Annotated in this window: 29 protein-coding genes; 22 read left to right on the top strand and 7 right to left on the bottom strand. The window is 67.9% G+C overall.

Annotated elements, in window-relative coordinates; genetic code table 11:
* The first annotated feature begins 84 nt into the window (after positions 1–84).
* The 10 genes from atpB to AC1RS9_RS01880 all read left to right on the top strand — a co-directional run bounded on the left by atpB (position 85) and on the right by AC1RS9_RS01880 (position 9,184).
* Positions 85–894, top strand: a complete 810-nt coding sequence (atpB, locus tag AC1RS9_RS01835) for a F0F1 ATP synthase subunit A (protein WP_074041227.1) — start codon at positions 85–87, stop codon at positions 892–894.
* 74 nt (positions 895–968) lie between these two features.
* Positions 969–1,181 carry an ATP synthase F0 subunit C gene (atpE, locus tag AC1RS9_RS01840; RefSeq protein WP_062257494.1) on the top strand — a complete coding sequence of 71 codons (213 nt, stop codon included), beginning with the start codon at positions 969–971 and terminating at the stop codon, positions 1,179–1,181.
* A 45-nt stretch (positions 1,182–1,226) separates the two neighbouring features.
* Complete coding sequence (locus tag AC1RS9_RS01845) at positions 1,227–1,832, top strand: F0F1 ATP synthase subunit B (protein WP_074046545.1); 606 nt, start codon at positions 1,227–1,229, stop codon at positions 1,830–1,832.
* A complete protein-coding gene (locus AC1RS9_RS01850) occupies positions 1,832–2,644 on the top strand; it encodes a F0F1 ATP synthase subunit delta (protein ID WP_062256364.1) in 813 nt (270 codons plus the stop codon). The genes AC1RS9_RS01845 and AC1RS9_RS01850 overlap by 1 nt, the downstream gene beginning before the upstream one ends.
* Before the next feature lie 82 nt (positions 2,645–2,726).
* Entirely contained in the window at positions 2,727–4,361 is a 1,635-nt protein-coding gene (atpA, locus tag AC1RS9_RS01855) for a F0F1 ATP synthase subunit alpha (RefSeq protein WP_038570542.1), read from the top strand.
* 104 nt (positions 4,362–4,465) lie between these two features.
* Positions 4,466–5,380, top strand: coding sequence for a F0F1 ATP synthase subunit gamma (locus AC1RS9_RS01860; RefSeq protein WP_006946039.1), 915 nt, complete (start codon positions 4,466–4,468; stop codon positions 5,378–5,380).
* Between the two features lie 24 nt (positions 5,381–5,404).
* Entirely contained in the window at positions 5,405–6,865 is a 1,461-nt protein-coding gene (gene atpD / locus AC1RS9_RS01865) for a F0F1 ATP synthase subunit beta (RefSeq protein WP_062256367.1), read from the top strand.
* Positions 6,866–7,004: 139 nt separating this feature from the next.
* On the top strand, positions 7,005–8,357 hold the full coding sequence (locus tag AC1RS9_RS01870) for a uracil-xanthine permease family protein (protein WP_038567375.1): 1,353 nt from the start codon (positions 7,005–7,007) through the stop codon (positions 8,355–8,357).
* Positions 8,358–8,462: 105 nt separating this feature from the next.
* Entirely contained in the window at positions 8,463–8,729 is a 267-nt protein-coding gene (locus tag AC1RS9_RS01875) for a F0F1 ATP synthase subunit epsilon (protein WP_006945873.1), read from the top strand.
* Between the two features lie 14 nt (positions 8,730–8,743).
* Positions 8,744–9,184 (top strand): DUF2550 family protein, encoded by a 441-nt coding sequence (locus AC1RS9_RS01880; protein WP_006945926.1) that lies wholly within the window; start codon positions 8,744–8,746, stop codon positions 9,182–9,184.
* 155 nt (positions 9,185–9,339) lie between these two features.
* On the opposite strand, the gene AC1RS9_RS01885 is transcribed toward AC1RS9_RS01880, so the two are convergent.
* Positions 9,340–9,951 carry a cob(I)yrinic acid a,c-diamide adenosyltransferase gene (locus AC1RS9_RS01885; RefSeq protein ID WP_074046540.1) on the bottom strand — a complete coding sequence of 204 codons (612 nt, stop codon included), beginning with the start codon at positions 9,949–9,951 and terminating at the stop codon, positions 9,340–9,342.
* Positions 9,952–10,160: 209 nt separating this feature from the next.
* On the opposite strand from AC1RS9_RS01885, the gene AC1RS9_RS01890 reads away from it, so the two are divergent.
* Positions 10,161–10,556: an STAS domain-containing protein gene (locus AC1RS9_RS01890; protein ID WP_160126190.1), complete on the top strand. Its 396-nt coding sequence runs from the start codon at positions 10,161–10,163 to the stop codon at positions 10,554–10,556.
* Between the two features lie 85 nt (positions 10,557–10,641).
* Here the strand turns inward: AC1RS9_RS01890 and nucS are convergent, their stop codons facing one another.
* Both nucS and AC1RS9_RS01900 read right to left on the bottom strand, forming a co-directional pair.
* Entirely contained in the window at positions 10,642–11,337 is a 696-nt protein-coding gene (gene nucS / locus AC1RS9_RS01895) for an endonuclease NucS (protein WP_038567383.1), read from the bottom strand.
* 9 nt (positions 11,338–11,346) lie between these two features.
* Positions 11,347–12,162, bottom strand: coding sequence for a hypothetical protein (locus tag AC1RS9_RS01900; protein ID WP_038567386.1), 816 nt, complete (start codon positions 12,160–12,162; stop codon positions 11,347–11,349).
* Between the two features lie 63 nt (positions 12,163–12,225).
* Here AC1RS9_RS01900 and AC1RS9_RS01905 point away from each other — a divergent pair, with 63 nt between their 5' ends.
* The 5 genes from AC1RS9_RS01905 to AC1RS9_RS01925 all read left to right on the top strand — a co-directional run bounded on the left by AC1RS9_RS01905 (position 12,226) and on the right by AC1RS9_RS01925 (position 16,685).
* Positions 12,226–13,923, top strand: coding sequence for a 3-hydroxybutyryl-CoA dehydrogenase (locus AC1RS9_RS01905; protein WP_492920319.1), 1,698 nt, complete (start codon positions 12,226–12,228; stop codon positions 13,921–13,923).
* Positions 13,923–14,222 carry an Rv1322 family protein gene (locus tag AC1RS9_RS01910; RefSeq protein WP_006945959.1) on the top strand — a complete coding sequence of 100 codons (300 nt, stop codon included), beginning with the start codon at positions 13,923–13,925 and terminating at the stop codon, positions 14,220–14,222. The genes AC1RS9_RS01905 and AC1RS9_RS01910 overlap by 1 nt, the downstream gene beginning before the upstream one ends.
* A 76-nt stretch (positions 14,223–14,298) precedes the next feature.
* Positions 14,299–15,054 (top strand): alpha/beta hydrolase, encoded by a 756-nt coding sequence (locus AC1RS9_RS01915; RefSeq protein WP_492920321.1) that lies wholly within the window; start codon positions 14,299–14,301, stop codon positions 15,052–15,054.
* A 231-nt stretch (positions 15,055–15,285) separates the two neighbouring features.
* Positions 15,286–15,939: a class I SAM-dependent methyltransferase gene (locus tag AC1RS9_RS01920; RefSeq protein WP_492920323.1), complete on the top strand. Its 654-nt coding sequence runs from the start codon at positions 15,286–15,288 to the stop codon at positions 15,937–15,939.
* 122 nt (positions 15,940–16,061) lie between these two features.
* On the top strand, positions 16,062–16,685 hold the full coding sequence (locus AC1RS9_RS01925) for a LysE family translocator (protein WP_404602995.1): 624 nt from the start codon (positions 16,062–16,064) through the stop codon (positions 16,683–16,685).
* A 53-nt stretch (positions 16,686–16,738) separates the two neighbouring features.
* Here AC1RS9_RS01925 and AC1RS9_RS01930 read toward each other — a convergent pair whose 3' ends face one another.
* Both AC1RS9_RS01930 and AC1RS9_RS01935 read right to left on the bottom strand, forming a co-directional pair.
* Positions 16,739–17,227: a GNAT family N-acetyltransferase gene (locus AC1RS9_RS01930; protein WP_474903623.1), complete on the bottom strand. Its 489-nt coding sequence runs from the start codon at positions 17,225–17,227 to the stop codon at positions 16,739–16,741.
* A gap of 126 nt (positions 17,228–17,353) precedes the next feature.
* Positions 17,354–17,902 carry a GNAT family N-acetyltransferase gene (locus AC1RS9_RS01935; protein WP_115296413.1) on the bottom strand — a complete coding sequence of 183 codons (549 nt, stop codon included), beginning with the start codon at positions 17,900–17,902 and terminating at the stop codon, positions 17,354–17,356.
* Between the two features lie 38 nt (positions 17,903–17,940).
* Between AC1RS9_RS01935 and AC1RS9_RS01940 the strand changes: the two genes are divergently transcribed.
* A complete protein-coding gene (locus AC1RS9_RS01940; RefSeq protein WP_172462937.1) occupies positions 17,941–18,204 on the top strand; it encodes a hypothetical protein in 264 nt (87 codons plus the stop codon).
* Here the strand turns inward: AC1RS9_RS01940 and AC1RS9_RS01945 are convergent.
* Entirely contained in the window at positions 18,175–19,278 is a 1,104-nt protein-coding gene (locus AC1RS9_RS01945) for a permease (RefSeq protein ID WP_062257753.1), read from the bottom strand. The two genes, AC1RS9_RS01940 and AC1RS9_RS01945, sit on opposite strands and share 30 nt — an antisense overlap.
* A gap of 318 nt (positions 19,279–19,596) precedes the next feature.
* Positions 19,597–20,046: a methylmalonyl-CoA epimerase gene (mce, locus tag AC1RS9_RS01950; protein WP_062257751.1), complete on the bottom strand. Its 450-nt coding sequence runs from the start codon at positions 20,044–20,046 to the stop codon at positions 19,597–19,599.
* Positions 20,047–20,169: 123 nt separating this feature from the next.
* Between mce and AC1RS9_RS01955 the strand changes: the two genes are divergently transcribed.
* The 5 genes from AC1RS9_RS01955 to AC1RS9_RS01975 all read left to right on the top strand — a co-directional run bounded on the left by AC1RS9_RS01955 (position 20,170) and on the right by AC1RS9_RS01975 (position 25,163).
* Positions 20,170–21,363 (top strand): acetyl-CoA C-acetyltransferase, encoded by a 1,194-nt coding sequence (locus tag AC1RS9_RS01955; protein WP_492920327.1) that lies wholly within the window; start codon positions 20,170–20,172, stop codon positions 21,361–21,363.
* Between the two features lie 25 nt (positions 21,364–21,388).
* Positions 21,389–22,339, top strand: coding sequence for a methylmalonyl Co-A mutase-associated GTPase MeaB (meaB, locus tag AC1RS9_RS01960; RefSeq protein ID WP_492920329.1), 951 nt, complete (start codon positions 21,389–21,391; stop codon positions 22,337–22,339).
* Positions 22,340–22,491: 152 nt separating this feature from the next.
* Positions 22,492–24,201, top strand: a complete 1,710-nt coding sequence (locus AC1RS9_RS01965) for an NAD(P)/FAD-dependent oxidoreductase (RefSeq protein ID WP_473956876.1) — start codon at positions 22,492–22,494, stop codon at positions 24,199–24,201.
* A 99-nt stretch (positions 24,202–24,300) separates the two neighbouring features.
* Positions 24,301–24,609 carry a thiamine-binding protein gene (locus tag AC1RS9_RS01970; protein WP_074040752.1) on the top strand — a complete coding sequence of 103 codons (309 nt, stop codon included), beginning with the start codon at positions 24,301–24,303 and terminating at the stop codon, positions 24,607–24,609.
* 50 nt (positions 24,610–24,659) lie between these two features.
* On the top strand, positions 24,660–25,163 hold the full coding sequence (locus AC1RS9_RS01975; RefSeq protein WP_186318468.1) for a GNAT family N-acetyltransferase: 504 nt from the start codon (positions 24,660–24,662) through the stop codon (positions 25,161–25,163).
* Positions 25,164–25,183 lie beyond the last annotated feature (20 nt).

Genomic DNA, 25,183 nt, shown 5'->3' on the forward strand with positions numbered 1-25,183 from the left:
GCCGACCAGCCCGAGAGGGCAGGGGCGGTTCCACTGCAACAGACACACTGAACTTTTTTGCTGGATGCTGACTGAGGAGAATTTGTGAGCTTCATCGCGGGCGCTGCCCTGGTTGCCGACGGGGAGTCGTTCAAGTCCCCGGGCACGAGCGATTTCTGGTGGCCCCTGATCGGTGGCGACAGCAACTGGGCCATCACGCGCCCCGCCGTGGTCTTCCTCGTGTCGGCCCTGCTCATCGGCTGGTTTTTCGTCACCGTGACGGGCAAGAAGCTCTCAGTCGTGCCGAGCAAGCGTCAGTTCATCGCCGAGGGTGTCTACGACTTCGTGCGCAACACGATCGGGCGCGACATCATCGGCTCGAAGGACTTCATGCGGTTCCTGCCGCTGTTGTTGACTTGCTTCACCCTGATCCTGTTCAACAACGTGGCCGGAATCATCCCCTTCATCCAGTACCCGAGCACGGGTCGCATCGGGTTCCCGATCGTCCTCACGCTCATCGTGTACGTCACGTACCACGTCGCGGCGGTCAAGGCGAAGGGCGGCTTCGGCAAGTACATGGGCTCGCTCATCCCCCCGGGCCTGCCGGGGTGGCTCAAGCCGATCATGTTCGTGCTCGAGTTCCTCACGTACTTCCTCATCCGCCCGCTGACGCTGGCGCTGCGACTCTTCGGCAACATGATGGCGGGGCACCTCATGCTCCTCGTGTTCATCGTCGGCGGTGAGTACCTCCTCCTGCACGGCGGCAACATCGGCCTCAACGGTGCCGGCGTTCTCTCGTTCGCCGCGGCCATCCTGATGTCGTTCTTCGAACTGCTCATCGAGTTCCTGCAGGCCTTCATCTTCACCATGCTTGCCGCTCTGTATCTCGCAGACGCGGTCTCCGATCACCACTGATCGGCACTCTGTACCCCTTCTGAACCTCAGCGACACCGGGAAAAGGTCCCGGTGCCACTCGAAAGGAAAAGCACATGACCGGCGACATCGCATTCCTCGGCTACGGACTCGCTGCTATCGGCCCCGGCATCGGTATCGGTCTGATCTTCGCCGCCTACATCAACGGTGTGGCGCGTCAGCCCGAGGCCCGCAACATGCTGCAGACCATCGCCTTCACCGGCATGGCGCTCACCGAGGCACTCGCCATCCTTGGTCTGGTCTTCGCGTTCGTCTTCCAGGGCAAGTAAGTCCTGCTCGAACTGACCAGTCCCCCCAACAGATAGGAAGCCAAGGTGTTCCTCGCATCTGAAGGTGCAGGTTGGCCGGAGAAGCTGCCGCTGCTCCCGCACCCCGCCGAGATGATCATCGGGCTCATCGCCTTCGCGATCCTGTACTGGCTGTACAAGACGAAGGTCGTTCCGAACATGGAGCGCATGTACGCGGAGCGTACGGCGTCCATCGAGGGCGGCATCGCCAAGGCGGAGGAGGCCCAGAAGGAGGCCGCCGCCGCCAAGCAGCAGTACGAGTCGCAGCTCGCCGACGCGCGTGCTGAGGCGGCCAAGATCCGCGAGGACGCCCGCGCCCAGGGTGCGGCCATCATCGCGGAGAGCCGTGAGCAGGCCGGCGCCGAAGCCGCCCGCATCACCGAGAACGCGACGAAGCAGATCGCGGCCGAGCGTCAGCAGGCCTTTGTCCAGCTGCGCAGCGAGCTCGGTGGCCTGTCCACCGAGCTCGCCAGCCGCATCGTCGGTGAGTCGCTGCACGACGAAGCCCGTCAGAAGGGCATCGTCGACCGGTTCCTCGCCGAGCTCGAGGCGGGCAGAATCCGTCCCGAGTCCGCCACCGCCGGCTCCGAGGCCGCCGCCTCGAGCGCAGGCAGCACGCGGGTCGAAGCCTGATGCAGGGTTCGTCGAGGACGGCTCTCTCCGCGGCCCGGCAGGTGCTCAACGGCACCCTGTCCGGCCCCGGTGACCCGATGAACACGGCTCGTGAGCTCTTCGCGGTCGTCGACGTCATCGATTCCAACGCGACGCTGCGTCGCGCGCTGGGTGACCCGTCGCGCGAGAGCGAGGCCAAGCGTGGCCTTGTCCAGCGTCTGTTCAGCGGCAAGATCGGCTACGACGCGATGGCGGTCGTGACGGCTGTCGCCGGTGAACGCTGGTCGAGCGAGCGCGACCTCAGTGACGCTCTGGAGCGTCTTGCGGTCGAGGCCGCCACCGCTTCGGCGGAGAAGGCCGGTCGCGCGGATGCTTTCGAGAACGAGCTGTTCCGCTTCGAGCGGACCGTCGCTTCCGACGCGGGCCTCAGGGATGCCCTGTCCGACCGCTCTCGCAGCGGTGCGGACAAGGCCGGGCTCGTCGCCCGTCTGCTTGAGGGCAAGGTCGCCCCCGAGACGGCGCTGCTCGCCACTCGCGCCGCAGGCTCCCCCCGTGGGCGCGGTTTCGAGCGGGCCATCGAGGAGTTCCTCGAGGGCGTGGCCGGGCGCCGCGGCCAGTCGAGCGCGATCGTCACGAGTGCGGTCGAGCTGACCCCGGAGCAGAACGAGCGGCTGCGCGCGGCTCTGACGAAGATGTACGGCAAGCCCGTGCAGACGAACGTCGTCATCGACCCCTCGGTCGTCGGCGGCATCAAGGTGGCTGTCGGTGACGACGTCATCGACGGAACGATCGCGCGTCGCCTCGACGAGGCCCGCGCGCACCTGTCCGGCTGATCGACGCCCAAAGAATTGCCGCATCCGCGGCCCTGAGCCAAGAAGCACGGCGCCCGATGCGGGCCCATGACAAGGAGTGATGATGACGGAGCTTTCGATCCGTCCGGAGGAGATCCGGGATGCACTGAACGGTTACGTTCAGTCCTACGAGCCCGGCGCGGCCTCCCGTGAAGAGGTCGGCCGCGTCGTCGATGCCGCTGACGGCATCGCACACGTCGAGGGTCTTCCCTCGGCCATGACCAACGAGCTGCTTCAGTTCGAAGACGGCACGCTCGGTATCGCCCAGAACCTCGACGTCCACGAGATCGGCGTCGTCATCCTGGGTGAGTTCGGCGGCATCGAAGAAGGCCAGAGCGTCAAGCGCACGGGCGAGGTCCTCTCGGTTCCCGTCGGTGACGCGTTCATGGGCCGCGTCGTCAACCCGCTCGGTCAGCCGATCGACGGCCTGGGCGACATCGAGGCCGAAGGCCGTCGCGCCCTCGAGCTGCAGGCGCCCACCGTCGTCCAGCGCAAGTCGGTCCACGAGCCGCTCATGACGGGCATCAAGGCGATCGACGCCATGACGCCGGTCGGTCGCGGTCAGCGTCAGCTGATCATCGGTGACCGCAAGACGGGCAAGACGACGATCGCCACCGACACGATCATCAACCAGAAGCAGAACTGGGAGACGGGCGACCCGTCGAAGCAGGTTCGCTGCATCTACGTCGCCGTCGGTCAGAAGAACTCGACTGTCGCCGAGGTCCGCGCCACGCTCGAAGAGGCCGGCGCGATGGAGTACACGACGATCGTCAACGCTCCGGCGGGTGACGCGGCGGGCTTCAAGTACCTCGCTCCGTTCACCGGTTCGGCCATCGGCCAGCACTGGATGTACCAGGGCAAGCACGTCCTCATCGTGTTCGACGACCTGAGCAAGCAGGCTGAGGCCTACCGCGCCATGTCGCTGCTGCTGCGCCGTCCGCCGGGCCGCGAGGCCTACCCCGGTGACGTGTTCTACCTGCACTCGCGTCTGCTCGAGCGTTGCGCAAAGCTGTCGGACGACCTTGGTGCCGGTTCGATGACGGGTCTGCCGATCATCGAGACGAAGGCCGGCGACGTCTCGGCCTACATCCCGACGAACGTCATCTCGATCACGGACGGCCAGATCTTCCTCCAGGCCGACCTGTTCAACGCCAACCAGCGCCCGGCTGTCGACGTGGGTATCTCCGTGTCGCGTGTCGGTGGTGCGGCCATGACGAAGGCCATGAAGGCCGTCACCGGTTCGATCAAGGTCGACCTCGCGCAGTTCCGCGAGATGCAGGCGTTCGCCATGTTCGCCTCCGACCTCGACGCCGCGTCGCGCCGTCAGCTCGCTCGCGGTGAGCGTCTCATGGAGATGTTCAAGCAGCCGCAGAACAGCCCGTACCCGGTCGAGGACCAGGTCGCGTCGCTGTGGGCCGGTACGACGGGCAAGTTCGACGATGTCAAGACCGAGGACGTGCAGCGCTTCGAGGCCGAGTGGCTCGAGTACATGCACCGCAACCACGGTGAGTTCATGATGGCGATCCGCGAGAGCGGCAAGCTGGCCGACGACGGCAAGGACGTCTTCGCCGGTGCGATGGACGACTTCCGCAAGCAGTTCCAGGCGTCGTCCGACCACGGTGGTGAGGGTTCCGAGCAGTTCGACGAGATCGCTGCGGACCACATCAACCAGGAGAAGATCACCAAGCACAAGCCGTGATCTTCGTGATCGCACCTCGGCGGGTGTGACGAGCACCCGCCGAGGTCGGCCGCCAGGTCGACACCACCACCCAAGCCAGCACCAGTACAGAGAGGCGGAAAGCTATGGGAGCGCAGCAGCGGGTCTACCGCCAGCGCATCCGGTCCGTCCAGGCGACCAAGAAGATCACGCGCGCGATGGAGCTCATCGCTGCCTCGCGCGTGGTCAAGGCGCGCGAGGCCGTCGCGAAGTCGACGCCCTACGCCGTGGCCCTGACCCGAGCCGTCTCCTCGGTCGCGTCCTCCACGTCGGACATCGACCACGCACTGACGACGGAGCGCGAGAACGTCAAGCGCGCCGGCGTCCTCATCGTCACGGCTGACCGCGGCCTCGCCGGCTCGTACTCGGTCAACGCGATGAAGGAAGCCCAGCAGCTCATCACCAAGCTCGAGCACGAGGGCAAGGAGGTCGTCCCCTACCTCGTCGGCCGCAAGGGCGTGAGCTACTACAAGTTCCGCCGTCGCGAGTACGAGGCAGAGTGGACGGGCTTCACCGACAGCCCCAAGTTCGAGAACGCCGAGGAGATCGGTGAGCGTCTGACCGCCGACTTCCATGCCGGTGCCGAGGGTGGCGGGGTCGACGAACTGCACGTCGTCTACACCGAGTTCCAGTCGATGGTGACGCAGCAGGCCCGCGTCATCCGTCTGCTGCCGCTCGAGGTGGCCGAGGGTCAGCTCGACCTCGACGGCGACGGCAAGCCCGACGGACCGCTTCCGCTCTACGACTTCGAGCCGAACGCCGAGGGCGTGCTCGATGCGCTGCTGCCGAAGTACGTCACGGCTCGCATCTTCAACGCGCTCCTGCAGTCGGCCGCTTCCGAGCTCGCTGCCCGCCAGCGCGCGATGAAGTCCGCCACGGACAACGCGACCGAACTCATCAAGACCTACACCCGACTGGCCAACCAGGCCCGTCAGGCCGAGATTACGCAAGAGATCAGCGAGATCGTGGGTGGCGCCAGCGCCCTCGCCGATGCCAGCTGACCGCCTTCACGTAAAGGAATCCTCATGACTGCCACCATCAACGAAAGCGCAACCGCGGCCCCGGCCGCGGGCGGCGTGGGCCGCGTCTCGCGCGTCATCGGCCCGGTCGTCGACGTCGAGTTCTCGGCCGACACGATGCCGGAGGTCTACAACCTCCTGACGCTCGAGGTCTCGCTCAACGGCGAGCAGAAGAACATCAACCTCGAGGTCGCCCAGCACATCGGTGACTGGATGGTTCGCGCCATCTCGCTGCAGCCGACGGACGGCATCGTCCGCGGCTCCGAGGTGCGCGACTCCGGCGGGCCGATCTCCGTACCGGTCGGCGACGTCACCCTCGGCCACGTCTTCAACGCGACGGGTGACTGCCTCGACCTCGAAGAGGGCGAGCAGCTCGAGGTCAAGGAGCGCTGGGGTATCCACCGTACGGCGCCCGCGTTCGACCAGCTCGAGTCCAAGACGACGATGTTCGAGACGGGCATCAAGGTCATCGACCTGCTGACCCCGTACGTCCAGGGCGGAAAGATCGGCCTGTTCGGTGGTGCCGGTGTCGGCAAGACCGTTCTGATCCAGGAGATGATCGCTCGAGTCGCTCGCAACCACGGTGGTGTGTCCGTGTTCGCCGGTGTCGGTGAGCGCACCCGTGAGGGCAACGACCTCATGGTCGAGATGGAAGAGGCCGGCGTCCTCGGCCAGACCGCGCTCGTGTTCGGCCAGATGGACGAGCCGCCGGGAACGCGTCTTCGCGTCGCCCTGTCGGCGCTGACGATGGCGGAGTACTTCCGCGACGTGCAGAAGCAGGACGTGCTGCTGTTCATCGACAACATCTTCCGCTTCACGCAGGCCGGTTCCGAGGTCTCCACGCTGCTCGGCCGCATGCCGTCCGCCGTGGGTTACCAGCCGACGCTGGCCGACGAGATGGGTGTGCTCCAGGAGCGCATCACCTCGACGCGTGGTCACTCGATCACGTCGATGCAGGCCATCTACGTGCCGGCCGACGACTACACCGACCCGGCCCCGGCGACGACGTTCGCGCACCTCGACGCGACGACCGAGCTCTCGCGTGACATCGCGTCGATGGGTATCTACCCGGCCGTGGACCCGCTGACGTCGACGTCGCGCATCCTCGACCCGCGTTACATCTCGAAGGAGCACTACGAGACGGCGGTTCGCATCAAGTCGATCCTGCAGCGCAACAAGGAACTGCAGGACATCATCGCGATCCTCGGTATCGATGAGCTCTCCGAAGAGGACAAGATTCTCGTCAACCGCGCTCGCCGCATCCAGCGCTTCCTGTCGCAGAACACCTACGTCGCCAAGCAGTTCACCGGCATCGAGGGTTCGACGGTGTCGCTGCAGGACTCGATCGAGGCCTTCACGAAGATCGCGGACGGCGACTACGACCACGTCCCCGAGCAGGCCTTCTTCATGTGTGGTGGCCTCGACGACGTCGAGCGTCAGGCCGCGGAGCTGGCCAAGCAGGACTGATTCGCGCGCCGCGGCGGGGATGACCCGAGGCGGGGAGTGAGAACGACGAAGGGCTGGGGGTTTCGACCCCCGGCCCTTCGTCGTGCATCGTGAGCAGAGCGCGTCGTTGAGTCGCGGCGCGCAGGAATGAGGAGCAGGGATGGATCTGGGTCTGAAGTGGCGGGTGCGTGAGGACGACCTCACGCGCGGTGACGCGGTCGTCGCGCCGGACGAGCGCTTGGCGTGGCCGAAGACGATCGGCATCGGCATGCAGCACGTCGTCGCCATGTTCGGTGCGACGTTCCTCGTGCCGCTGCTGACGGGCTTCCCGCCGTCGACGACGCTGTTCTTCTCCGGCGTCGGCACGGTCGTCTTCCTGCTGCTGACGGCGGGGCGCGTGCCGAGCTACCTCGGCTCGTCGTTCGCGTTCATCGCGCCGCTGACGGCCGCGACGAAGGCGCACGACATGGCGACGGCGCTGGGCGGCGTCGTCATGGCGGGCCTGGCTCTGGCGCTCGTCGGGCTCGTCGTCCAGGTCGCCGGCGACGGCTGGTTGCGTGCGCTCATGCCGCCGGTCGTCACGGGCACGATCGTCGCGCTCATCGGCCTCAACCTCGCGCCTGCGGCCAAGGGCAACTTCATGAAGGCGCCTGTGACGGCGCTCGTCACCCTGGTCGTCATCCTCGCGGTGACGGTGCTCGCGAAGGGGCTGCTCGGGCGCCTCAGCATCCTCATCGGTGTGCTCACCGGGTATCTCGTCGCGTGCCTGCGCGGTGAGGTCGACTTCGACGCCGTGGATTCCGCCGCCTGGATCGGACTGCCGCACTTCGCGTCGCCGTCGTTCTCGTGGTCGGTCGTCGGGCTGTTCGTGCCGGTCGTGCTCGTGCTGATCGCGGAGAACATCGGCCACGTGAAGTCGGTCGCGCAGATGACGGACCGCAACCTCGACGACGTCTCGGGGCGTGCGCTGCTCGGTGACGGCCTCGCCACGACGCTCGCCGGCTTCGGTGGCGGCTCGGGCACGACGACGTATGCCGAGAACATCGGCGTCATGGCGGCGACGAAGGTGTATTCGACGGCGGCCTACTGGGTCGCGGCCATCACGGCGATCGGGCTGTCGTTCCTGCCGAAGTTCGGCGCGATCATCTCGACGATCCCGCCCGGCGTCCTCGGGGGAGCGGCGACGGTCCTCTACGGCATGATCGGCATGCTCGGCGTGCGCATCTGGATGGAGAACCGCGTCGACTTCGCCAACCCCGTCAACCTCATGACGGCTGCGGTCGCGCTCATCGTCGGCATCGCCGACTACACGTGGACGATCGGTGACGTCGCCTTTGCCGGCATCGCCCTCGGTACGTTCGCGGCGGTCGTCGTGTTCCACCTCATGCGCGCCGGGGCGCGGGTTTCGGGGGCGCTCGCCGATCCGCTCGCGCCGCTGCCGCACGAAGGTGCGTCCGTCGCGGGCGCGTCGGCCGACGCAGACGCCGACGCGCGAGCGGACGGGCGTCGCTGACGACCCCTGTCGCACGGGCGTGCACACCCACCGGGTGGGCCGCGCGCCCCGGCCCGATTCGCCCGCTATCATGGGGGAAATCACCGACTCGAAGAGGAAGCCCGCATGAGCACCCTGAACGTCAAGTTCGTCGCTGCCGACCGTGAGGTCTGGGAGGGCGAGGCGAGCCGCCTGATCGCACGGACCACCGAAGGTGAGATCGGCATCCTGCCCGGTCACCAGCCGATCCTGTCCGTCCTCGTCGAGGGCGACGTCGTCGTCGTGCCCGCGCAGGGCGAGCGCCGTACGGTCAAGATCGACGGCGGGTTTCTCTCCGTCGACAAGGACGTGGTGACGGTCGTCGCTCAGCACGTCGAGATGGCCGGGGTCTGAGGCGGTTTCGAACCATGGATTCAGCGATGACGGCCGGCGAGATCACTCTCGCGCTGGCCGTCATCCTGGTCTTGCTGGCTCTGGCGGCGATGGTGCTGCGCACGCGCGCCATCGGCCGCGACGGCAACCTCGCCGTCATGGCGGTTCGCTACCCCGGCGCGTCGTGGCGCACCGGGATGGTGCGGTACCGCCACGATCGTCTCGAGTGGTTCTCGTTCCGCTCGATGACGATGTCGCCGCGGCGCACCTGGGCGCGCGGCGACTTCTTCCTCGGTTCGCGCGCTCAGCTCGCGGACGGTGACCGCCCGGCGGCCCTGTCGGGTGACGCGGTGAGCGTCGACGTGCGCTGCGGTGAAGAGGCCTTCACCATCGCCATGGCGCCCGGTGACTACACCGCGATGCGCTCGTGGAGCGAGTCCGCACCGCCCGGATTGCACGCGGACGCCCTGGTCTGAGACCCCCGTCCGGCGTCTCTGACGGTCGACGCCCCGCCCAGCGGCATTGCTTTCGCGACCTCGACCGCCGCGATGGTCGGGTTTGGCACGGAGAGCGCGCCTCGTTCCCAAGGCCGCCCCGTCGGCCGCATCCCACGTCTGGAGCGGGCTGGGGCTCAGCGCCCCCCGCCGGGCTGCCACAACACGTCGCCGGGGCCTTGGGCGTTGGCGTAGCGCGCGAACACGAACAGGGCGTCCGAGAGCCGGTTGAGATACCTGGCCGTCAGCGGGTTGACGCCGCCGGGACGCTCGTCGTCGGGCTCGGCGCTCTCGCTCCCGTGGGCGTCGATGGCCGCCCAGCAGGCACGCTCGGCGCGCCGCACGACCGTCCGCGCGAGGTGGAGATAGGCCGCCGCCTGAGTGCCGCCGGCGAGGACGAAGGAACGCAGCGTCGGCAGGTCGGCACCGAACTCGTCGCAGGCGGTCTCGAGTTCGTCGATCCACTCCTGCTGGACGCGCAGGGGAGGGTGCGCGGGCTGTGTCACGAGGGGTGTCGACAGGTCGGCGCCGACGTCGAACAGGTCGTTCTGGATGCGCAGGAGCATTGGGCGCAGCCGCTCAGGCAGATCGGGGGCACACGTGAGCGCGAGGCCGAGCGCGGCGCCGGCCTCGTCCGCGTCGGCGTAGGCGACGAGGCGCGGGTCGTTCTTCGACGTCCGGCTGAAGTCGCCGAGGCCCGTGCTCCCGTCGTCACCGGTGCGGGTGTAGATCGTGCTGAGAACCACCATGCCCCCACTGTTTCACGTACGCCCGATGGGAGGCGTTCAGACCGTTGCCACTTCGTTACGCCGTGCGGCGAACGTTCACCCGGCGCCGTGCGTCTTTACCAATGACGGCACCCGCCGGAGGCGACGCCTCCACGCCGGGTGGGGCGCGCGACGCGCCGGCCGTCCACGAACAGCTCGGCCCGCACGGGCGAGTGACGAGGGGGGCGATCATGGCCGAGACGACGAGGCGCACGCACGCGTCGCGCTCCGAGACACTCGCGACGGGTGCGCACCTCGTCATCGACCACCCCGTCCCCGGGCGCGAGATCATCATCAACGGCCCCGTCAGCGCACGCACGAGCGACCGCGTCCGCACGGCATTGCACACCGCACTGGCGGGCGGTGACGGCGACCTCGTCGTCCACCTGGCCAACGCGCAGGTGTGGGATGCGGCCGGGCTGGGCGTCATGGTCGGCGCGCATCACCGGGCCGAGCGTCGGCGGCGTCGCCTCGTCGTCGCCGATGCCTCGCCGCGTCTGTGCCGTTTGCTCGCAGGCACCCGCCTCGACCGGGTCATGAACGTCTCCGGCGCCTGCGGCTACGTCCCGCTGGCGCGCACTGCCTGACGCGCACGGCCTGACGCGTGGCGAAGGCACGACGCACGCGTGCGCCCAGCCTCGCGACCTGAGCACCCCCGAACCTCGAGGCGGATCAGAACAACCGGCGCTCGGAGTCGTCGATGCCCTTGAGCGCGTCGTAGTCGAGCACGACGCAGCGGATGCCGCGATCCTCCGCGAGCGTGCGGGCCTGCGGTTTGATCGTCTGGGCGGCGAAGACGCCGCTGACGGGGGCGATGTGCGGGTCGCGGTTGAGTAGTTCGAGGTAGCGCGTCAGTTGCTCGACTCCGTCGATCGTGCCGTGGCGCTTGAGTTCGACGGCGACGGTGGCTCCGCCCGAGTCCTTGCACATGATGTCGACCGGCCCGATCGCCGTCATGTATTCGCGCCGCATCAACGTGTAGCCCTCACCGAGGGTCTCGATGTGCTGTGCGAGCAGCTTCTGCAGCTGCGCCTCGACGCCGTCCTTGACGAGGCCCGGGTCGACGCCGAGGTCATGGGCCGAGTCGTGATGGACGGTGTGCAACCGGATGCGCAGCCGGTCGTCCGACTTGCCGTGCTGCACGAGCCACACGCTCGTCACGCCGTCGGCGACCTCGACGTCCTCGGGTTCGACCTCGGCCATCGTGCACGGCGGCGCCATCCAGTTGAGCGGCTTGTAGGAGCCGCCGTCGGAGTGGACGAGCACCGAGCCGTCGGCCTTGACCATGAGCAGGCGCTTGGCGAGGGGGAGGTGGGCCTGCAGGCGTCCCTCGTAGTCGACGCTGCATTCGGCAATCACGATTCGCACCGGACAACCTTACGCGTCGGGCTCCGACTGCCCGGCCAGGACGAAGCAGCTGCCGAGCGTGACGACGAACCCCGCGATGGCCAGCGGCCACGTGCCGCCGCGCACGGCGTCACCGAGCAGGGCGAGGCCGATGGCAGCGGGCACCACCGTCTCGATGGCGAAGGTGATGGCGGCGACGGACGTCGCCTCTCCCGCGTCGAGGGCGAAGCCGTAGGCGGTCATCGCGATGATGCCGTGGGCGATGAGCACCCAGAACGGCCAGCTCGCGATCGTGTGCAGGACGTTGCCGTCCCACGGCAGGATGCGCGCGCCGATCGCGATACCTGCGAATCCGAGCCCCGCGGTGACGGCGAGAAGCGCGCTGTTGCGGGCGCGATACGCCGCGTACCCGAACGGCACCAGGAGGGCCGCGACCACGAGCGCGGCGGGGGCCAGCCAGGTCGGCACCCCGGTGGCGTGACCCTCCTTGGCGCAGACGGCGAGCATGACGAGACCGACGCCGACTCCGACGAGCGCCATGATCTCGCGTCGCGTCAGCTTGGCGTGCAGGACGACGACGGCGAGCACGGCCGTCACCGCGACCGACCCGGCGATGACCGACTGCACGAGGAACAGTGGCAGGGTACGCAGGGCGCCGCTCGAGGCGAGGAAGGCCACGCCGTCGAGCGCGAGGCCGACGCCGTACAGCCAGCCGAAGCGCGCACGGGTGATGAGGTCGGCGCCGTCGGGCGCCTCCCTCATGCGCGCCACGCCAATCGCCTGGACGATCGTCGCTCCGCCGTAGGCGAGGGCGGCGACGAGGGCGCCGAGCAATCCGAAGATCATGAGGTCATCACGCGGTAGATCGTCCCACGAGCGGTTGGTCGTCGCATCTGAAAGACTGGGCGCATGATCAACACAGTGGGTGTCATCGGGCTCGGCACGATGGGTGCCGGCATCGTCGAAGTCTTCGCCAAGGCGGGGCTCAGCGTAATCGCCGTCGACGGTTCGGCGGAGCTCGCCGAGCGCGGCAAGGGGTTCCTCACGAAGTCCCTCGGGCGTGCCGTGAGCAAGGGCAAGCTCTCCGAGAGTGAGCGTGACGAGATCGTCGGCCGTGTCGCGTTCGGCGACGACCTCGCCGCGATGAAGGACGCCGACCTCGTCATCGAGGCGGTGCCGGAGCTGCTCGAGATCAAGACGTCGATCTTCACGACGCTCGACGACATCGTTCGTGACGACTGCGTGCTCGCGACGAACACGTCGTCGCTGTCGATCACCGAGATCGCGAAGTCGACGAAGGAGCCGTCGCGCGTCATCGGCATGCACTTCTTCAACCCGGCGCCGGTGCTGCCGCTCGTCGAGGTCATCCACTCGCTGCTGACCGACGTGAAGCTCGTCGAGGACGTCCGCGAACTCGCCGTCCGCCTGGGCAAGAAGCCGGTCGTCGTCGGCGACCGTGCGGGCTTCGTCGCGAACGCGCTGCTCATCGCCTATCTCGCGCGTTCGATCCGCGCCTACGAGACGGGTCTCGCCTCCCGTGAGGACCTCGATGCAGCGATGGCGGCCGGTGTCGGCTTCCCGATGGGCCCGCTGACGCTGTGCGACCTCATCGGCCTCGACGTCGTCCACGAGGTCTGCGGCGTGCTGTACGACGCGACACATGACCCGAGCGTCGCGTCGCCGCCGCTGCTGCGTCAGATGGTGGCGGCCGGCTACCTCGGTCGCAAGAGTGGCAAGGGCTTCTACACGTACGAGGCGGCCGGTTCGAGCACCCTCGTCGCCGACGAGCGCACGCCCGGTGAGAGCAAGGCGCACAGTGGTCGCGTCGGTCTCGTCGGCGAGGGTGAGCTCGTCGACTCGCTCGCCGAGGAGATGTCGTCAGCGGGCCTCGAGCTCGTGCGGGTCACGGCGGCTGACGAGGCGTCGGCGCTCGAGGACGTCACGTTCGTCTTCGCCGTCGACGGCGGCGTCGAGGATGACGGGTGCTGCGGCGGCTCGTGCGCCTGTGGTGACGAGTGCTCGTGCGGTCATGTCGAGGGCGACGTCTCCGAGCACGCGCTGCAGATCGATGAGAAGCCGCTCATGCGCGCCGTGCGCGACGCGATCGGTGACGGCGGCGTCATCGCCACGCTCGGTGAGGGCGCGGCGACGGAGGCCGCGACCGGTGAGCCGTCGCTCGATGCGCGCGTCGTTCCCGTCGTCCTGCGTGAGAAGCAGCGCGCCGGCCAGGTGCTCGAGATCGGCCGCAGCGTCGCCATCGCGGACGACGCGGTCGAGGCCGTTCGCTCGTTCGCCGCGGCTGCGGGCTGGACGCCGGTCGTCGGCAAGGACCGCGCGGGCCTCGTCGTCGACGCGCTGCTCTACCCACACCTCAACGACGCGGTGAAGATGTTGGACTTGGGCTACGCGAGCGTCGAGGACATCGACACGGCGATGAAGGCCGGCTGCGGTTACCCGAAGGGCCCATTCGAGTTGCTTGACGAGGCCAGCTACGACGACGTCTCCGGTGTGCTGTCGGAGATGTACTTCGAGGCGGGGGAGACGCACCTCGTGCCGTCGCCGCTGCTGACGGAGCACCTGCTCGCGGAGCGGTCCTTCCGAGGCTGATGCCACGGCGCAACAACAGAGCGCAGGACGAGACGCGCGGCGACGTGAGCCGCGCGTTTCGTCCTGTCGACACGGTGCAGACCTACGCGGGCGGCCAGTGGACGGTGCGGGTCCTGCGCGGCAACGCCGACGGCAAGATCTACACGTGCCCGGGGTGTCAGCAGCAGTTGGCGTCATCGCTGCCGCACGTCGTCGTGTGGCCGAATGATCGGCTGGGTGACGTGACGGATCGTCGTCACTGGCACACGAGTTGCTGGCGAGCGCGAGATCGCCGTCCGCCGCGGGGTTCGTGGCGGTGAGTGTGCGCTCGCGGTCGCATAGGGTCGAGGGCGGACGACGAAGTCCGGGTTTCGTCGTGATCGTCGAGGAGGGGCGTTGAGCCTGCAGGGGATTCGCTCGAACACGGTGCTCGCTGCGCGCCGTCAGGACGTCGAACTGCACACCGCCGACGGGTTGACGCTCGTCGGTGAGTTGGCGCTGCCGCTCGAGCGAGACCCGGTGGCCACGCTCGTCACGCTGCATCCGCTGCCGACGCACGGCGGTTTCATGGACAGCCATGTCTACAAGAAGGCCGCCAACCGGCTGCCGGCGCTCGCGGACATCGCGGTGCTGCGGTTCAACACGCGTGGCACGTCGTCGCCGCGCGGGACGTCGGAGGGTGCGTTCGACTCGGCTGACGGCGAGCGTTTCGACGTCGCCGCCGCCATCGAGTTCGCGGAGTTCCACGAGTCGCCGGCGCTGACCAATCGTTGGCTGGTGGGGTGGAGCTTCGGCACGGATCTGGCGCTCATGCACGGGCTCGATCCGTCGATCGAGGGCGCGATCCTGCTGTCGCCGCCGCTGCGGTGGTCGCAGCCCGAGCACCTGGCGGCGTGGGCCGAATCGCGCAAGCCGGTGACGGCGCTCGTGCCCGAACTGGATGACAACCTGCGCCCCGACGAGGCGCGCGAGCGGTTCGCGGCCATTCCGCAGGCTGACGTCATCGGCGTCGATGGCGCGAAGCACCTGTGGGTGGGGGAGAAGTACGTGCGGCGCGTGCTCGACGAGATCGTGCGCATCGTCGCGCCGTCGAAGCTGCCCGAGGGTGGCCTGCCGACCGAGGTCGACGCTTCGCTCGTGGTCGAGGGCTGAGTTGACACGCAAGCGGTGGGCGCCTCTGTGAGCCCGGGCACCCTTGGTGGCTGTCTCGGACCGGTTGTCGACACTGACGTTCGGCGCCGCGAGGTTTTGCACGTCGTTCTGCTACCCCCTGACCGGGGCATGACCACGTGCAGAGCCACCCCAGCTTGAGTGGTGCAGAAACGACCGTTTGTGCACCAGTTCCCTCGCGGTTGAGCGCGACATTTTGGCAGGCTTAGAGCCATGCCGGAAACAGAGGAGGCTCTCACCAGGACCGCCTACAACGTTGTGGCCGACGTGTACGCCGACCACTTCCGTACCACCGAAGGCGAACAGCCCATCGACTTGGCCATGATCGACCACTTCGTCGCACTCCTGCACGAGCCTCGCGTGGTCCTGGATGCTGGCTGCGGGGCAGGGCGAATGCTGCCCTATTTGGCTGGGCTCGGATGCCACCCGGAGGGCATCGACCTCTCACCCAACATGGTCCGCAGGGCACGAGCCGACCACCCTGACTTCACCGTCGCCGTGGGGAGCCTGACGCACCTGCCCTACGCAGACGAAGTCTTCGACGGCGTCTTTTCCTGGTACTCCACCATTCACAACCCGGATGAAGACCTCGAAGTCATGGTTGCGGAGATGGCCCGCGTACTGCGCCCGGAAGGGGTGCTGCTCCTCGGTTTCCAGGTGGGACACGGCATGCGCCGGGTAGGTCGCGGATATGCGGCACGCGGCTATGACGTGGTGATGACCAGATACCACCGAAGTGTCGAGAGCCTGACTGCTCTCTTGGAGGAGCATGGACTCACGGTGAGCGCTCAACTGGAGCGGTCACCTGTGGGCTCGGAAGAAGACGCGCAAGCCGTGATCATCGCGCAGCGATCTCAGCCCGCCTGAATGGTGTGGCTCAAACGAACGGTTTCGTGGAGCGTGGGAACCAGCGCCCCTGCCCTAGGGAGAAGGCGCAGTAGCGTGAGGGCGGCGCCACGAGGGCGTCGCGGCCAGCGGAGAGGACGCTCGTGGTCGACCTGTCCGTACTACCGGGCTTCCTCGGTGTCATTCTGGTGTTCCTCATCCCACCCGGCCCAGACATGGCGTACATGCTCGCGGTCGGACTCGAGGGAGGGCGGAGAGCCGCGCTCAAAGCGATCCTTGGCATCGCTACCGGAATGAGCGTCTACGCCGCCGCAGTCGTTGTTGGCTTGGGTGAGGTCGCCAGAAGTCACCCTGATTTGCTGACCGGCCTGAAGCTGCTTGGGGCTGCTTATCTGCTCTGGCTGTCGGTGACTACCGTGCGCCATGCTCGCGAGATGTCCACGATCGGCGACGTCGCCGCCGGGCGGTGGTACCTGCGGGGTCTGTCGGTCAGCCTGACGAACCCCAAGATCATCCTGTTCTTCCTCGCCGTCCTCCCGCGCTTCGCCGGCCACGCCACCAACACGACAGCGCAGATGGCCCTGCTCGGCACAGTCAACGTGTGCACCGAGTTCGTGCTCTACGGCACCATCGGTGCTCTCGCGGGCACTTTTCATGAGCGATTCACCAGCAGTCCGCGAGCTAGCGCGGCGTTGAACTACCTGGCGGCCACGGTCTACGCCGTTCTTGCCTGCGTCATCATCATCGAAGCCGTCCGACAGGTGTAGCTCAAACGAAAGGCTCTGCACCATCGCAGCGGTCCGGTAGCTCAACCCGCCGTTCATGCGCCTGCGAGAGGCAGCTGCGCCGACAGTCGCAAGTCATCCACCCCCGGGCGATCTTCAAATGCGTCGGCGAACCGAGCCACCTCGGCGAACCCGAGCGCCGAATAGAGCGCAACAGCTCCCACGTTGGATGAGAGCACCCTGAGCCATACGCTGTCATCACCCCTGGCCTCAACTGCTGTCAGTGCAGCGTGTATGAGCTTCCGCGCTAGGCCTTGACGGCGGGCGATAGGTGCCACACCGAGCCCACCCACATACCACTGGCCGAACTCACTAGGTTCTCGTCGAATCTTGATGAACCCCAGCACTTCATCACCTTCAGCAGCGACCAGAACTTCGTCGACGAGCGTTCCTGTCGGCACTCCGAAGAAGGGGCGACCCGGGCTCCAGTGGCTCCCCGGGTCGGTCATCGGCGACCAGCAAGCGTGGTCGATCTCGGCCAGACGCGGCCCGTCATCCACGCGAGCAGGGCGAACGCTTGCCATGACTCGACGCTACGCCCATCACTGTGACGTCGCAGGGGCCCAGCGACGGATGTTCCTGGCGCAGCTGAAACGACGGACTCTGCTCTACGCTCCCCACTGGCTCTTGGCCCGCCATCACGCGGTGAGTCAGCGCGGATCTGTAGAGAGCAGCGCAAAGATGAGAGTGTCAGTCCATTCGCCCTTGCTCCAGCAGTCCTGCAGGTGATGGGCCTCTTGCCTCATTCCCACTGACGCCGCCAGACGCGCCGATGCCTCATTTCGGGCATCCATCTGCGCAACGAGACGGTGCAGGGCGTACTCATCGAAGGCAAAGCGGATGACCGCGCGAACGGCCTCGCGGGCATACCCGTGGCCACCGTGGCTGGGGTCGAGCACCCATCCGATCTCTGCGACGTGGTGGGGCTGGTCGGTGAACCACACGCTGACGTCGCCAATGCTCTGCTCGCCCTTGTCGATAGTGAGCGACAGCGCACCAGATGGCCCCTCGAGACCGTTCTTCGTCATGCGTTTGGTCAGGTTCTCCTGCGCCTGCTGGGGCGTCCAGGGGTCTTCGAGAAGGAAGCGCGCGACATCGGGGCGAGCGTAAAGGGACGCCATCCATCCCACGTCGTCGGAGCGGTAGCGGCGCAGCGCTAGGCGCTCAGTGCGAAGCGGCCATGAGGGCTGAGTGGGCATAGAGCGATCCTCTCACCGCGGCCCAGGCCGACCCCGTCGTGGAGAACTGGCTGCCCAACTACCATGGCATCGGCCTCACCCACCTCACCGCCGAGCAGCCACGTCAGCGGCTCGACCGGTGGAGCGCCGCGTTGCTCGCCACGCAGAACGTGTGGCTCAAACGAAGGTTTTTGCACCATCGGGTCGACCTCGTGGCTCAACCCACCGTTTTCGCATCGGCATCCCTGATCTCAGTGATCCCGTCCCTGGCTGCTACACCCCGCCTGCGGCCCTCAGGTGAGGGCGGTGAGCAAAGCGGCTGACAACAGCCCCCCGGCGATGACCCAAGCGATGACGCTCACGGTGGTCCGAGTGCCGAAGCTGCGTGCCACCATGACCAGCGACGGGATGCTGAGCGCCGGCAAGGTGATGAGCAGAACCCCCGCAACACCAAGACTCGCGCCAGCGGCACTCAAACCGGCGACGACGGGAATCTCCCCACCGGTGGGGATGACGAGCAGGGCGCCGACCACACCGACGAGGAGCAAGGCCAGAAGGCCAGACCCGTTCCCTAGGTGGGTGAAGTCGGACAGCCACCCGGAGAACAAACCGGTCAGTGCGACGAGGATCAGGTACTCAGGCACAACGATGGCGACATAACGCGTGAGGGCTTTAGCGAAGCGCCACGGCATGTCAGCGACGCCCTGCGGGTCGTGGTCGACGTCGATGAGTTCGTCGGCATCGACCTCGCGTGCTTGACGTTGAGCAATGAAGGCGGCACCCAGGACGACGACGACGCCGACGACGGCGCGGGTGGAGACCACTTGCCAGGACATCGTCAGACCGAGGAAAAGCAGGACAGCGGGGTTGAGTAGCGGGTTAGCGAGCCAGTACGCCATCACCGCACCCGCGGGTGCACCGCGGCGACGCAAACCGATTGCCACCGGCGCGGTACAGCAGGTACACATCATGCTCGGCAGGGCGAGTAGCCCGCCGCTGAGGCCTTGGCCCCATGAGCTGCGGCGGTTCATGGCGTTCAACAGGAGCCGTTTCGGGATGAATGCTTCGAGTGCTGAGGCCACCAAGATCGCGACGAGCGCGGCCTTCCACACGGCTTTGACGTAGGCGCGGGTGAAATCGAGGGCTCCATGCCAGCTTGGCGCGTCACCGGGGTGGCCGGCCTCGCCGAAGATGGCCTTGCCACTCCACGCACCCGATTTCGCGAGGGCGTGAGCTTTGTCGTCATACGGGATCCACTTGGCCCACGCCAGCCCGATCACAACGATTACCAGGGTCAGGCCTACCCCCACGATGGTCACGCTACGACTCGGGCCTTGGCGTCCATCACGGCCCGAGTCGAGATGGGCGTCTGAGGTGGAAAGAGTGCTCACCAGCATGTTTCCTTCGTGTCATCGGGCGTGAGATTCTTGCGGCGCCCTGGCCAAGCGAAACGTGTGAAGCTGCGTAGCGCCATGTCCGTCGCCGTCACAACGGTAGTCCTGCCCCATACGCACGTTCCAGCGCACTGTCCGCGCCGCTTGCCTCGGCGCAGCCTTTGCGGGGCACGGTCGTCGGGCGACGACGCTGCGCGCCTGAACACGTCACACCCCTCCGGGGCAGCAGCACCTGACGAGCTACGCACACCCATCGCGACGTAGCTCAAACGAACGTTCCTGATACGACGCCGAGCCTTGGGGTAGAAACGATGGGCTGCCTCAGTGTCCTTCAGCCGCCGGCTCGACGAGTTCGACGAGCACGCCGCCGGCATCCTTGGGGTGGATGAAGTTGATGCGGCTGCCGCCGGTGCCGATCTTCGGCGCGTCGTAGAGCAACCGCATGCCGCGCTCGCGCAGCGTCGCGCACACGGCGTTGAGATCGCGGACGCGGTAGGCGAGCTGCTGCATGCCGGGGCCGGAGCGGTCGAGGAACTTCGCGATGCTCGACTCCGGCGACAGCGGCGCGAGCAGCTGGATGTGGCTGTGCGGGGCATCGGCCGGGCCGACCGTCATCATCGCCTCACGCACGCCCTGCTCGTCGTTCGTCTCGGTGTGCGCGCACGTCATGCCGTACGTCGACTCGTAGAAACGGATGGCGGTATCGAGGTCGGGCACGGCGATGCCGACGTGGTCGATGGCCTCGAACAAGTGCGTGATTTCGCCGGTCATGACCTCACTCTATGGTTTGCTTGGACGAGGAAGCCGGGTTAACGACGATTAACTCGGGCGATCGACACGAACCGGCGGCCGTGCGGCACCGTGACCCACGCCCGCCCGCTCACTGGAGGAACCATGACCGACACCACCGCCGTCATCGTCGCCGGAGCGCGCACCCCGATGGGTCGCCTGCTCGGCTCGCTCAAGGGCTTCTCAGGTGCCGACCTCGGTGGCCTCGCCATCAAGGGTGCGCTCGAGAAGGCCGGCGTCAAGGGCGACCAGGTCGACTACGTCATCATGGGCCAGGTGCTGACGGCCGGCGCCGGCCAGATCCCCGCGCGCCAGGCCGCCGTCAAGGGCGGCATCCCGATGGACGTGCCGGCGCTGACGATCAACAAGGTCTGCCTGTCCGGGCTCGACGCCGTGGCGCTCGCGGCCCAGCTGATCCGCGCGGGCGAGTTCGACGTCGTCGTCGCGGGCGGCCAGGAGTCGATGACGAACGCGCCGCACCTGCTCGAGAAGTCGCGCGAGGGCTACAAGATCGGCGACGTGACGATGCGCGACCACATGGCCTTCGACGGACTGTGGGACGCGTTCACCGACCAGGCGATGGGCAACCTCACCGAGCAGGCCAACGCCGGCGACGTCGAGTTCAGCCGCGAAGAGCAGGACGCCTTCTCGGCCGCCTCTCACCAGAAGGCCGCCGCGGCCTGGGAGAAGGGCCTCTTCGACGACGAGGTCATCCCCGTCGAGATCCCGCAGCGCAAGGGCGAGCCAGTCGTGTTCAAGAACGACGAGGGTATCCGCGCCGACACGACGACCGAGTCGCTCGGCAAGCTGCGCCCCGCCTTCAGCAAGGACGGCACGATCACGGCAGGCTCCGCCTCCCAGATCAGCGACGGTGCCGCGGCGCTCGTCGTCATGAGCAAGACGAAGGCCCAGGAGCTGGGCCTGACCTGGATCGCCGAGGTCGGCGCGCACGGCGTCGTCGCCGGCCCCGACTCGACGCTGCAGAGCCAGCCGGCGCGCGCAATCGCGAAGGCCTGCGAGAAGGAGGGCCTCACGCCGGCCGACCTCGACGTCGTCGAGATCAACGAGGCGTTCGCCGCCGTCGGCCTGGCCTCGACGAAGGAACTCGGCCTCGACGCGGAGAAGGTCAACCCCAACGGCGGCGCCATCGCGATTGGCCACCCGATCGGCATGTCGGGCGCGCGTCTCGTGCTGACCCTCGCCCACGAACTCAAACGCCGCGGTGGTGGCGTCGGTGCTGCCGCACTGTGCGGCGGTGGCGGCCAGGGTGACGCGCTCATCGTGCGCGTCGACGCCTGAGCGCTGACCAGGACACGGCCCGAGCATGCCGCGTGAGATCGTCGTCGACCCACTCGTCACGCGGATGCGTGGCGGTGACCGGCGCGCCCTCGCGCGGTTGCTCACAGCCATCGAGAACGACCACCCGGCGCTGCCGGAACTGGGTGCAGCCATCGCCCAGTTCACGGGCCACGCCCAGATCATCGGTCTGACGGGGCCGCCCGGCGTCGGCAAGTCGACGTCGACGGACGCACTCGTCGCGGCCTATCGCGCGCAGGGCCTCAGCGTCGCGGTGCTCGCGGTCGACCCCTCGTCGCCGTTCTCCGGTGGCGCGCTGCTCGGCGACCGCATCCGCATGGTCGGTCACTCGGGTGATTCCGGGGTGTTCGTCCGCTCGATGGCGACCCGCGGCCACCTCGGCGGGCTGTCGGCGGCGGCGCCCGCTGCACTGCGGCTGCTCGACGCTGCCGGCTTCGACATCGTGCTCGTCGAGACGGTGGGCGTCGGCCAGTCGGAGGTGCACATCGCCTCGCTCGCCGACACGACGATCGTCCTGCTCGCGCCCGGGGCCGGAGATTCCATCCAGGCCGCGAAGGCCGGGGTCCTCGAGATCGCTGACGTCTTCGTCGTCAACAAGGCCGATCACGACGGCGCGGCGGCGACCGTGCGCGACCTGCGCGCCATGATCTCGCTCGGCCAGACGGGGGAGCCGGGGCAGTGGCGCCCACCGATCGTCACGACGGTCGCAGAACGCGGCGAAGGGGCGACGGACGTCATCGACGCCATCGCGACCCACCGAGCGTGGCTGAGCGAGCACGATGAGCTGAGCCTGCGTCGCCGACGTCGGGCTGCGGGCGAGATCGAAGAGCTCGCGTTGCGGCGACTGCGTGAGCGCTGGGAACGCCCCAACGCCGAGGTGAAGCTCGAGGATCTCGCTGAGGCTGTCGCTCGAGGGGTTCTGGACCCCTACGCCGCGGCGCAGGCCGTCGCGGGTTGAGGGTGAGGGGCTCGATGCGCGTCCCGAAACCGCGCGAGAGCCCATGGCGGCGAGGCGTCGCAAGAGCGAGTTCGGACGTGCGTCGACGGCCGGTATCAGCTCTGATTCCGCCGAATATCGGGGTTGTCGGCGCCGGTGCCTACACTCGGAGCATGAAGCCTCCCACGCCCGTCATCATGCTCATCGCGGCCGCTGAGCACGCCGAAGAGATGCGGGAAGAATTCGCCCACCGCTACGCTGCCGACTACGACCTGCAACTCGCCACGACGCTCAGCGAATCGATGACGATGGCGCAGGGCCTCAACGCGCGCGGCCTCCCGGTCGCGATGTTCGCCGCGACGACGCAGGTGGGCGACGCGACGGGCCTCGTCACGCTGCAGTGCCTGCATGCCGTCATGCCGGCGGCCAAGCGGGTCATGGTGCGCCTGCGCAGCGAACCGTGGGCGGTCGAGGAGCAGCGCGTCGCGCAGATCAGCGGCCAGATCGAGGCCGCGCTCCTGCTGCCGAGCGGCCCGCGCGACGAGGAGTTTCACACCGCCGTCACCGAGCTGCTCTCGGACTGGGGGTGGTCGGCGGGTGGCCCCGAGATCGAGCTCGTCAACATCGTGGCGCCCCCAGGCGACCCCAACGTCGGGGTGCTGCGCGACTTCCTCGATCGCCAGGGCATCCCGACGGGGGTCTGGCCGCCGGAGGCTCCGCACGCAGCCAAGACGCTCGAGATGGCGCGTTCGCAGGGCATCGAGATCGCCTATCCGCTCGTGCGCATCGCCGAGCGCGAGGTTCACGCCAACCCTGACGTCCGTGTGCTCGGGCGCGCCTTCGGCGCCACCGTCGACGAGTTGGGTGAGGGTCACGTCGTCGACCTTGCGATCGTCGGTGCGGGCCCAGCCGGCCTCGCTGCCGCGGTGTACGGCGCGAGCGAGGGGCTGCGCACAGCCGTCATCGAGGCCGACGCCGTGGGCGGGCAGGCCGGCACGAGCGCGATGATCCGCAACTATCTGGGCTTTCCCCGCGGCATCTCGGGCATGCGCCTCGCGCAGCGCGCACGGTTCCAGGCCACTCGGTTCGGCGCGGGCATCTACTCGGCCACCGAGGTCACCGGTTTCACGCCCGGCTATCGCGGCGAACCGCACGTGCTCGAGACCGACGATGGGCCGGTCTGCGCCCGCGCCGTTCTCATCTCGACGGGCGTGGCCTACCGTCGCCTGGGCGTCGAGGAGGTCGAAGGCTTCGTCGGACGCGGCGTGTACTACGGCGCGGCGTCGTCGGCTGCCCGCGAGTGCGAAGGCGGGCACGTCCTCGTCGTCGGCGGCGGCAACTCGGCGGGCCAGGCCGCCATCCACCTCTCACGCTTCGCGCGCTCCGTCAGCATCGTCGTGCGTCGCGACGGGCTCGCGGAGACGATGTCGGATTACCTCATCCGCGAGATCGAGGCGAACCCGCGAATCGTCGTCAAGACGAATGCGGAGATCGTCGGGGCGAGCGGCACCGATCGGCTGCAGCACGTGACGATCCGCTTCAACGAGGAGGACCAGGAGCTGACGGTTCCCGCCTGCGGGCTGTTCCTCCTGCTCGGCGCGCACCCGTGCGTCGACTGGCTCGACGGCACCGTGGCGCGTGACGCCAAGGGTTTCGTGCTCACCGGTCGTGACGTGCCGCAGGAGTTCTGGCGTGACGGGCTGCCCCCGGAAGCGCTCGCGACGAGCGTGCCTGGCGTGTTCGCCGCAGGCGACATCCGCGCTGGGTCGATGAAGCGCGTCGCCGCGGCGTCGGGTGAGGGCGCGGGGGCCGTGACGCTCGTTCACCACTGGCTCGAGGCCGTCGTGACGGGGACCTGCGACCCGGACGCCTGCGCGAGCTGATCCTGCCGGGCCCAAGACGCGACGCTCGTCGCACGCCGCGCGGGGTGGCCGACGTGCGAACCTGACTGCATCGTTCCCATCACCTTCGAGGAGATCATCATGCTCGTCGCTTTCTCCGTCGCACCGTCGACGACGGACGACCCGGACGGTTCCGTCAGCGAGGCGGTGGCCGCAGCCATCCGCGTCGTGCGTCAGTCGGGCATCCCGAACCGCACCGACTCGATGTTCACGACCCTCGAGGGGGAGTGGGACGAGTGCATGGACGTCATCAAGCGCGCCTGCGAGGCCGTCCAAGTCGCGTCCCCGCGCGTCTCGCTCGTGCTGAAGGCCGACATCCGCCCGGGCTACACCGGCCAGCTCGACGCGAAGGTCGAGCGCGTCGAAGCCCGGCTCGCCGAGTCGAACTGACGCCCGGGCCTCGCCGGGCGCGGATAATGACCACGAGAGAGGACGTCGACATGACCATCGACGAGCGCTACGAGATCCGTGGCCTGACAAGCGATGACGCCGACGAGCTCGCCCAGCTCCACGTCACGATCTGGCGCGACACCTACACCGGGCTCATCCCGCAGGAGAAGCTCGACGGGCTCGATCCCGTCGACGGTGCGAAGCGCTGGCGCGCGTGGTTGACCTCCGCCGAGGCGCCTCGGGTCGTCGGGGCATTCGACCGCTCGAGCGGTGCGCTCGTCGGGTGGATCTGCATCGGCAAGGCCCGCGACGACGACGCGCCCGCGGACGTCGAACTGCAGGTGCTCAATCTCGACACGGCGCACCATGGCACGGGCCTCGCGCACGAACTCATGACACGCGAACTCGGCGACCAAGAGGCCTACCTCTGGGTCGTCGATGGCAACGAGCGTGCGCAGGCGTTCTACCGCAAGCACGGGTTCGAACTCGACGGCGTCGGCAAGGACGACACCTCGGGTTCGTACGACCTGCGGATGGTGCGCTCGCGGGGCTGACGGCCCGGGCGCGAGGACCC

This window comes from Dermacoccus sp. MPR-E5 (genome assembly GCF_058809565.1).

Bases quoted from the DNA above. Each gene is read 5' to 3' on its own strand.
- AC1RS9_RS01910 (WP_006945959.1), top strand. From the start codon at position 13,923: ATGCCACGGCGCAACAACAGAGCGCAGGACGAGACGCGCGGCGACGTG.
- AC1RS9_RS01935 (WP_115296413.1), bottom strand. From the start codon at position 17,902: ATGCCCACTCAGCCCTCATGGCCGCTTCGCACTGAGCGCCTAGCGCTG.
- AC1RS9_RS01890 (WP_160126190.1), top strand. From the start codon at position 10,161: ATGGCCGAGACGACGAGGCGCACGCACGCGTCGCGCTCCGAGACACTC.
- AC1RS9_RS01930 (WP_474903623.1), bottom strand. From the start codon at position 17,227: ATGGCAAGCGTTCGCCCTGCTCGCGTGGATGACGGGCCGCGTCTGGCC.
- AC1RS9_RS01955 (WP_492920327.1), top strand. From the start codon at position 20,170: ATGACCGACACCACCGCCGTCATCGTCGCCGGAGCGCGCACCCCGATG.
- AC1RS9_RS01850 (WP_062256364.1), top strand. From the start codon at position 1,832: ATGCAGGGTTCGTCGAGGACGGCTCTCTCCGCGGCCCGGCAGGTGCTC.
- AC1RS9_RS01945 (WP_062257753.1), bottom strand. From the start codon at position 19,278: ATGCTGGTGAGCACTCTTTCCACCTCAGACGCCCATCTCGACTCGGGC.
- meaB (WP_492920329.1), top strand. From the start codon at position 21,389: ATGCCGCGTGAGATCGTCGTCGACCCACTCGTCACGCGGATGCGTGGC.
- AC1RS9_RS01885 (WP_074046540.1), bottom strand. From the start codon at position 9,951: ATGGTGGTTCTCAGCACGATCTACACCCGCACCGGTGACGACGGGAGC.
- atpD (WP_062256367.1), top strand. From the start codon at position 5,405: ATGACTGCCACCATCAACGAAAGCGCAACCGCGGCCCCGGCCGCGGGC.
- atpA (WP_038570542.1), top strand. From the start codon at position 2,727: ATGACGGAGCTTTCGATCCGTCCGGAGGAGATCCGGGATGCACTGAAC.
- AC1RS9_RS01920 (WP_492920323.1), top strand. From the start codon at position 15,286: ATGCCGGAAACAGAGGAGGCTCTCACCAGGACCGCCTACAACGTTGTG.
- mce (WP_062257751.1), bottom strand. From the start codon at position 20,046: ATGACCGGCGAAATCACGCACTTGTTCGAGGCCATCGACCACGTCGGC.
- AC1RS9_RS01860 (WP_006946039.1), top strand. From the start codon at position 4,466: ATGGGAGCGCAGCAGCGGGTCTACCGCCAGCGCATCCGGTCCGTCCAG.
- AC1RS9_RS01870 (WP_038567375.1), top strand. From the start codon at position 7,005: ATGGATCTGGGTCTGAAGTGGCGGGTGCGTGAGGACGACCTCACGCGC.
- atpE (WP_062257494.1), top strand. From the start codon at position 969: ATGACCGGCGACATCGCATTCCTCGGCTACGGACTCGCTGCTATCGGC.
- AC1RS9_RS01975 (WP_186318468.1), top strand. From the start codon at position 24,660: ATGACCATCGACGAGCGCTACGAGATCCGTGGCCTGACAAGCGATGAC.
- AC1RS9_RS01965 (WP_473956876.1), top strand. From the start codon at position 22,492: ATGAAGCCTCCCACGCCCGTCATCATGCTCATCGCGGCCGCTGAGCAC.
- AC1RS9_RS01880 (WP_006945926.1), top strand. From the start codon at position 8,744: ATGGATTCAGCGATGACGGCCGGCGAGATCACTCTCGCGCTGGCCGTC.
- AC1RS9_RS01875 (WP_006945873.1), top strand. From the start codon at position 8,463: ATGAGCACCCTGAACGTCAAGTTCGTCGCTGCCGACCGTGAGGTCTGG.
- AC1RS9_RS01900 (WP_038567386.1), bottom strand. From the start codon at position 12,162: ATGATCTTCGGATTGCTCGGCGCCCTCGTCGCCGCCCTCGCCTACGGC.
- AC1RS9_RS01905 (WP_492920319.1), top strand. From the start codon at position 12,226: ATGATCAACACAGTGGGTGTCATCGGGCTCGGCACGATGGGTGCCGGC.
- AC1RS9_RS01970 (WP_074040752.1), top strand. From the start codon at position 24,301: ATGCTCGTCGCTTTCTCCGTCGCACCGTCGACGACGGACGACCCGGAC.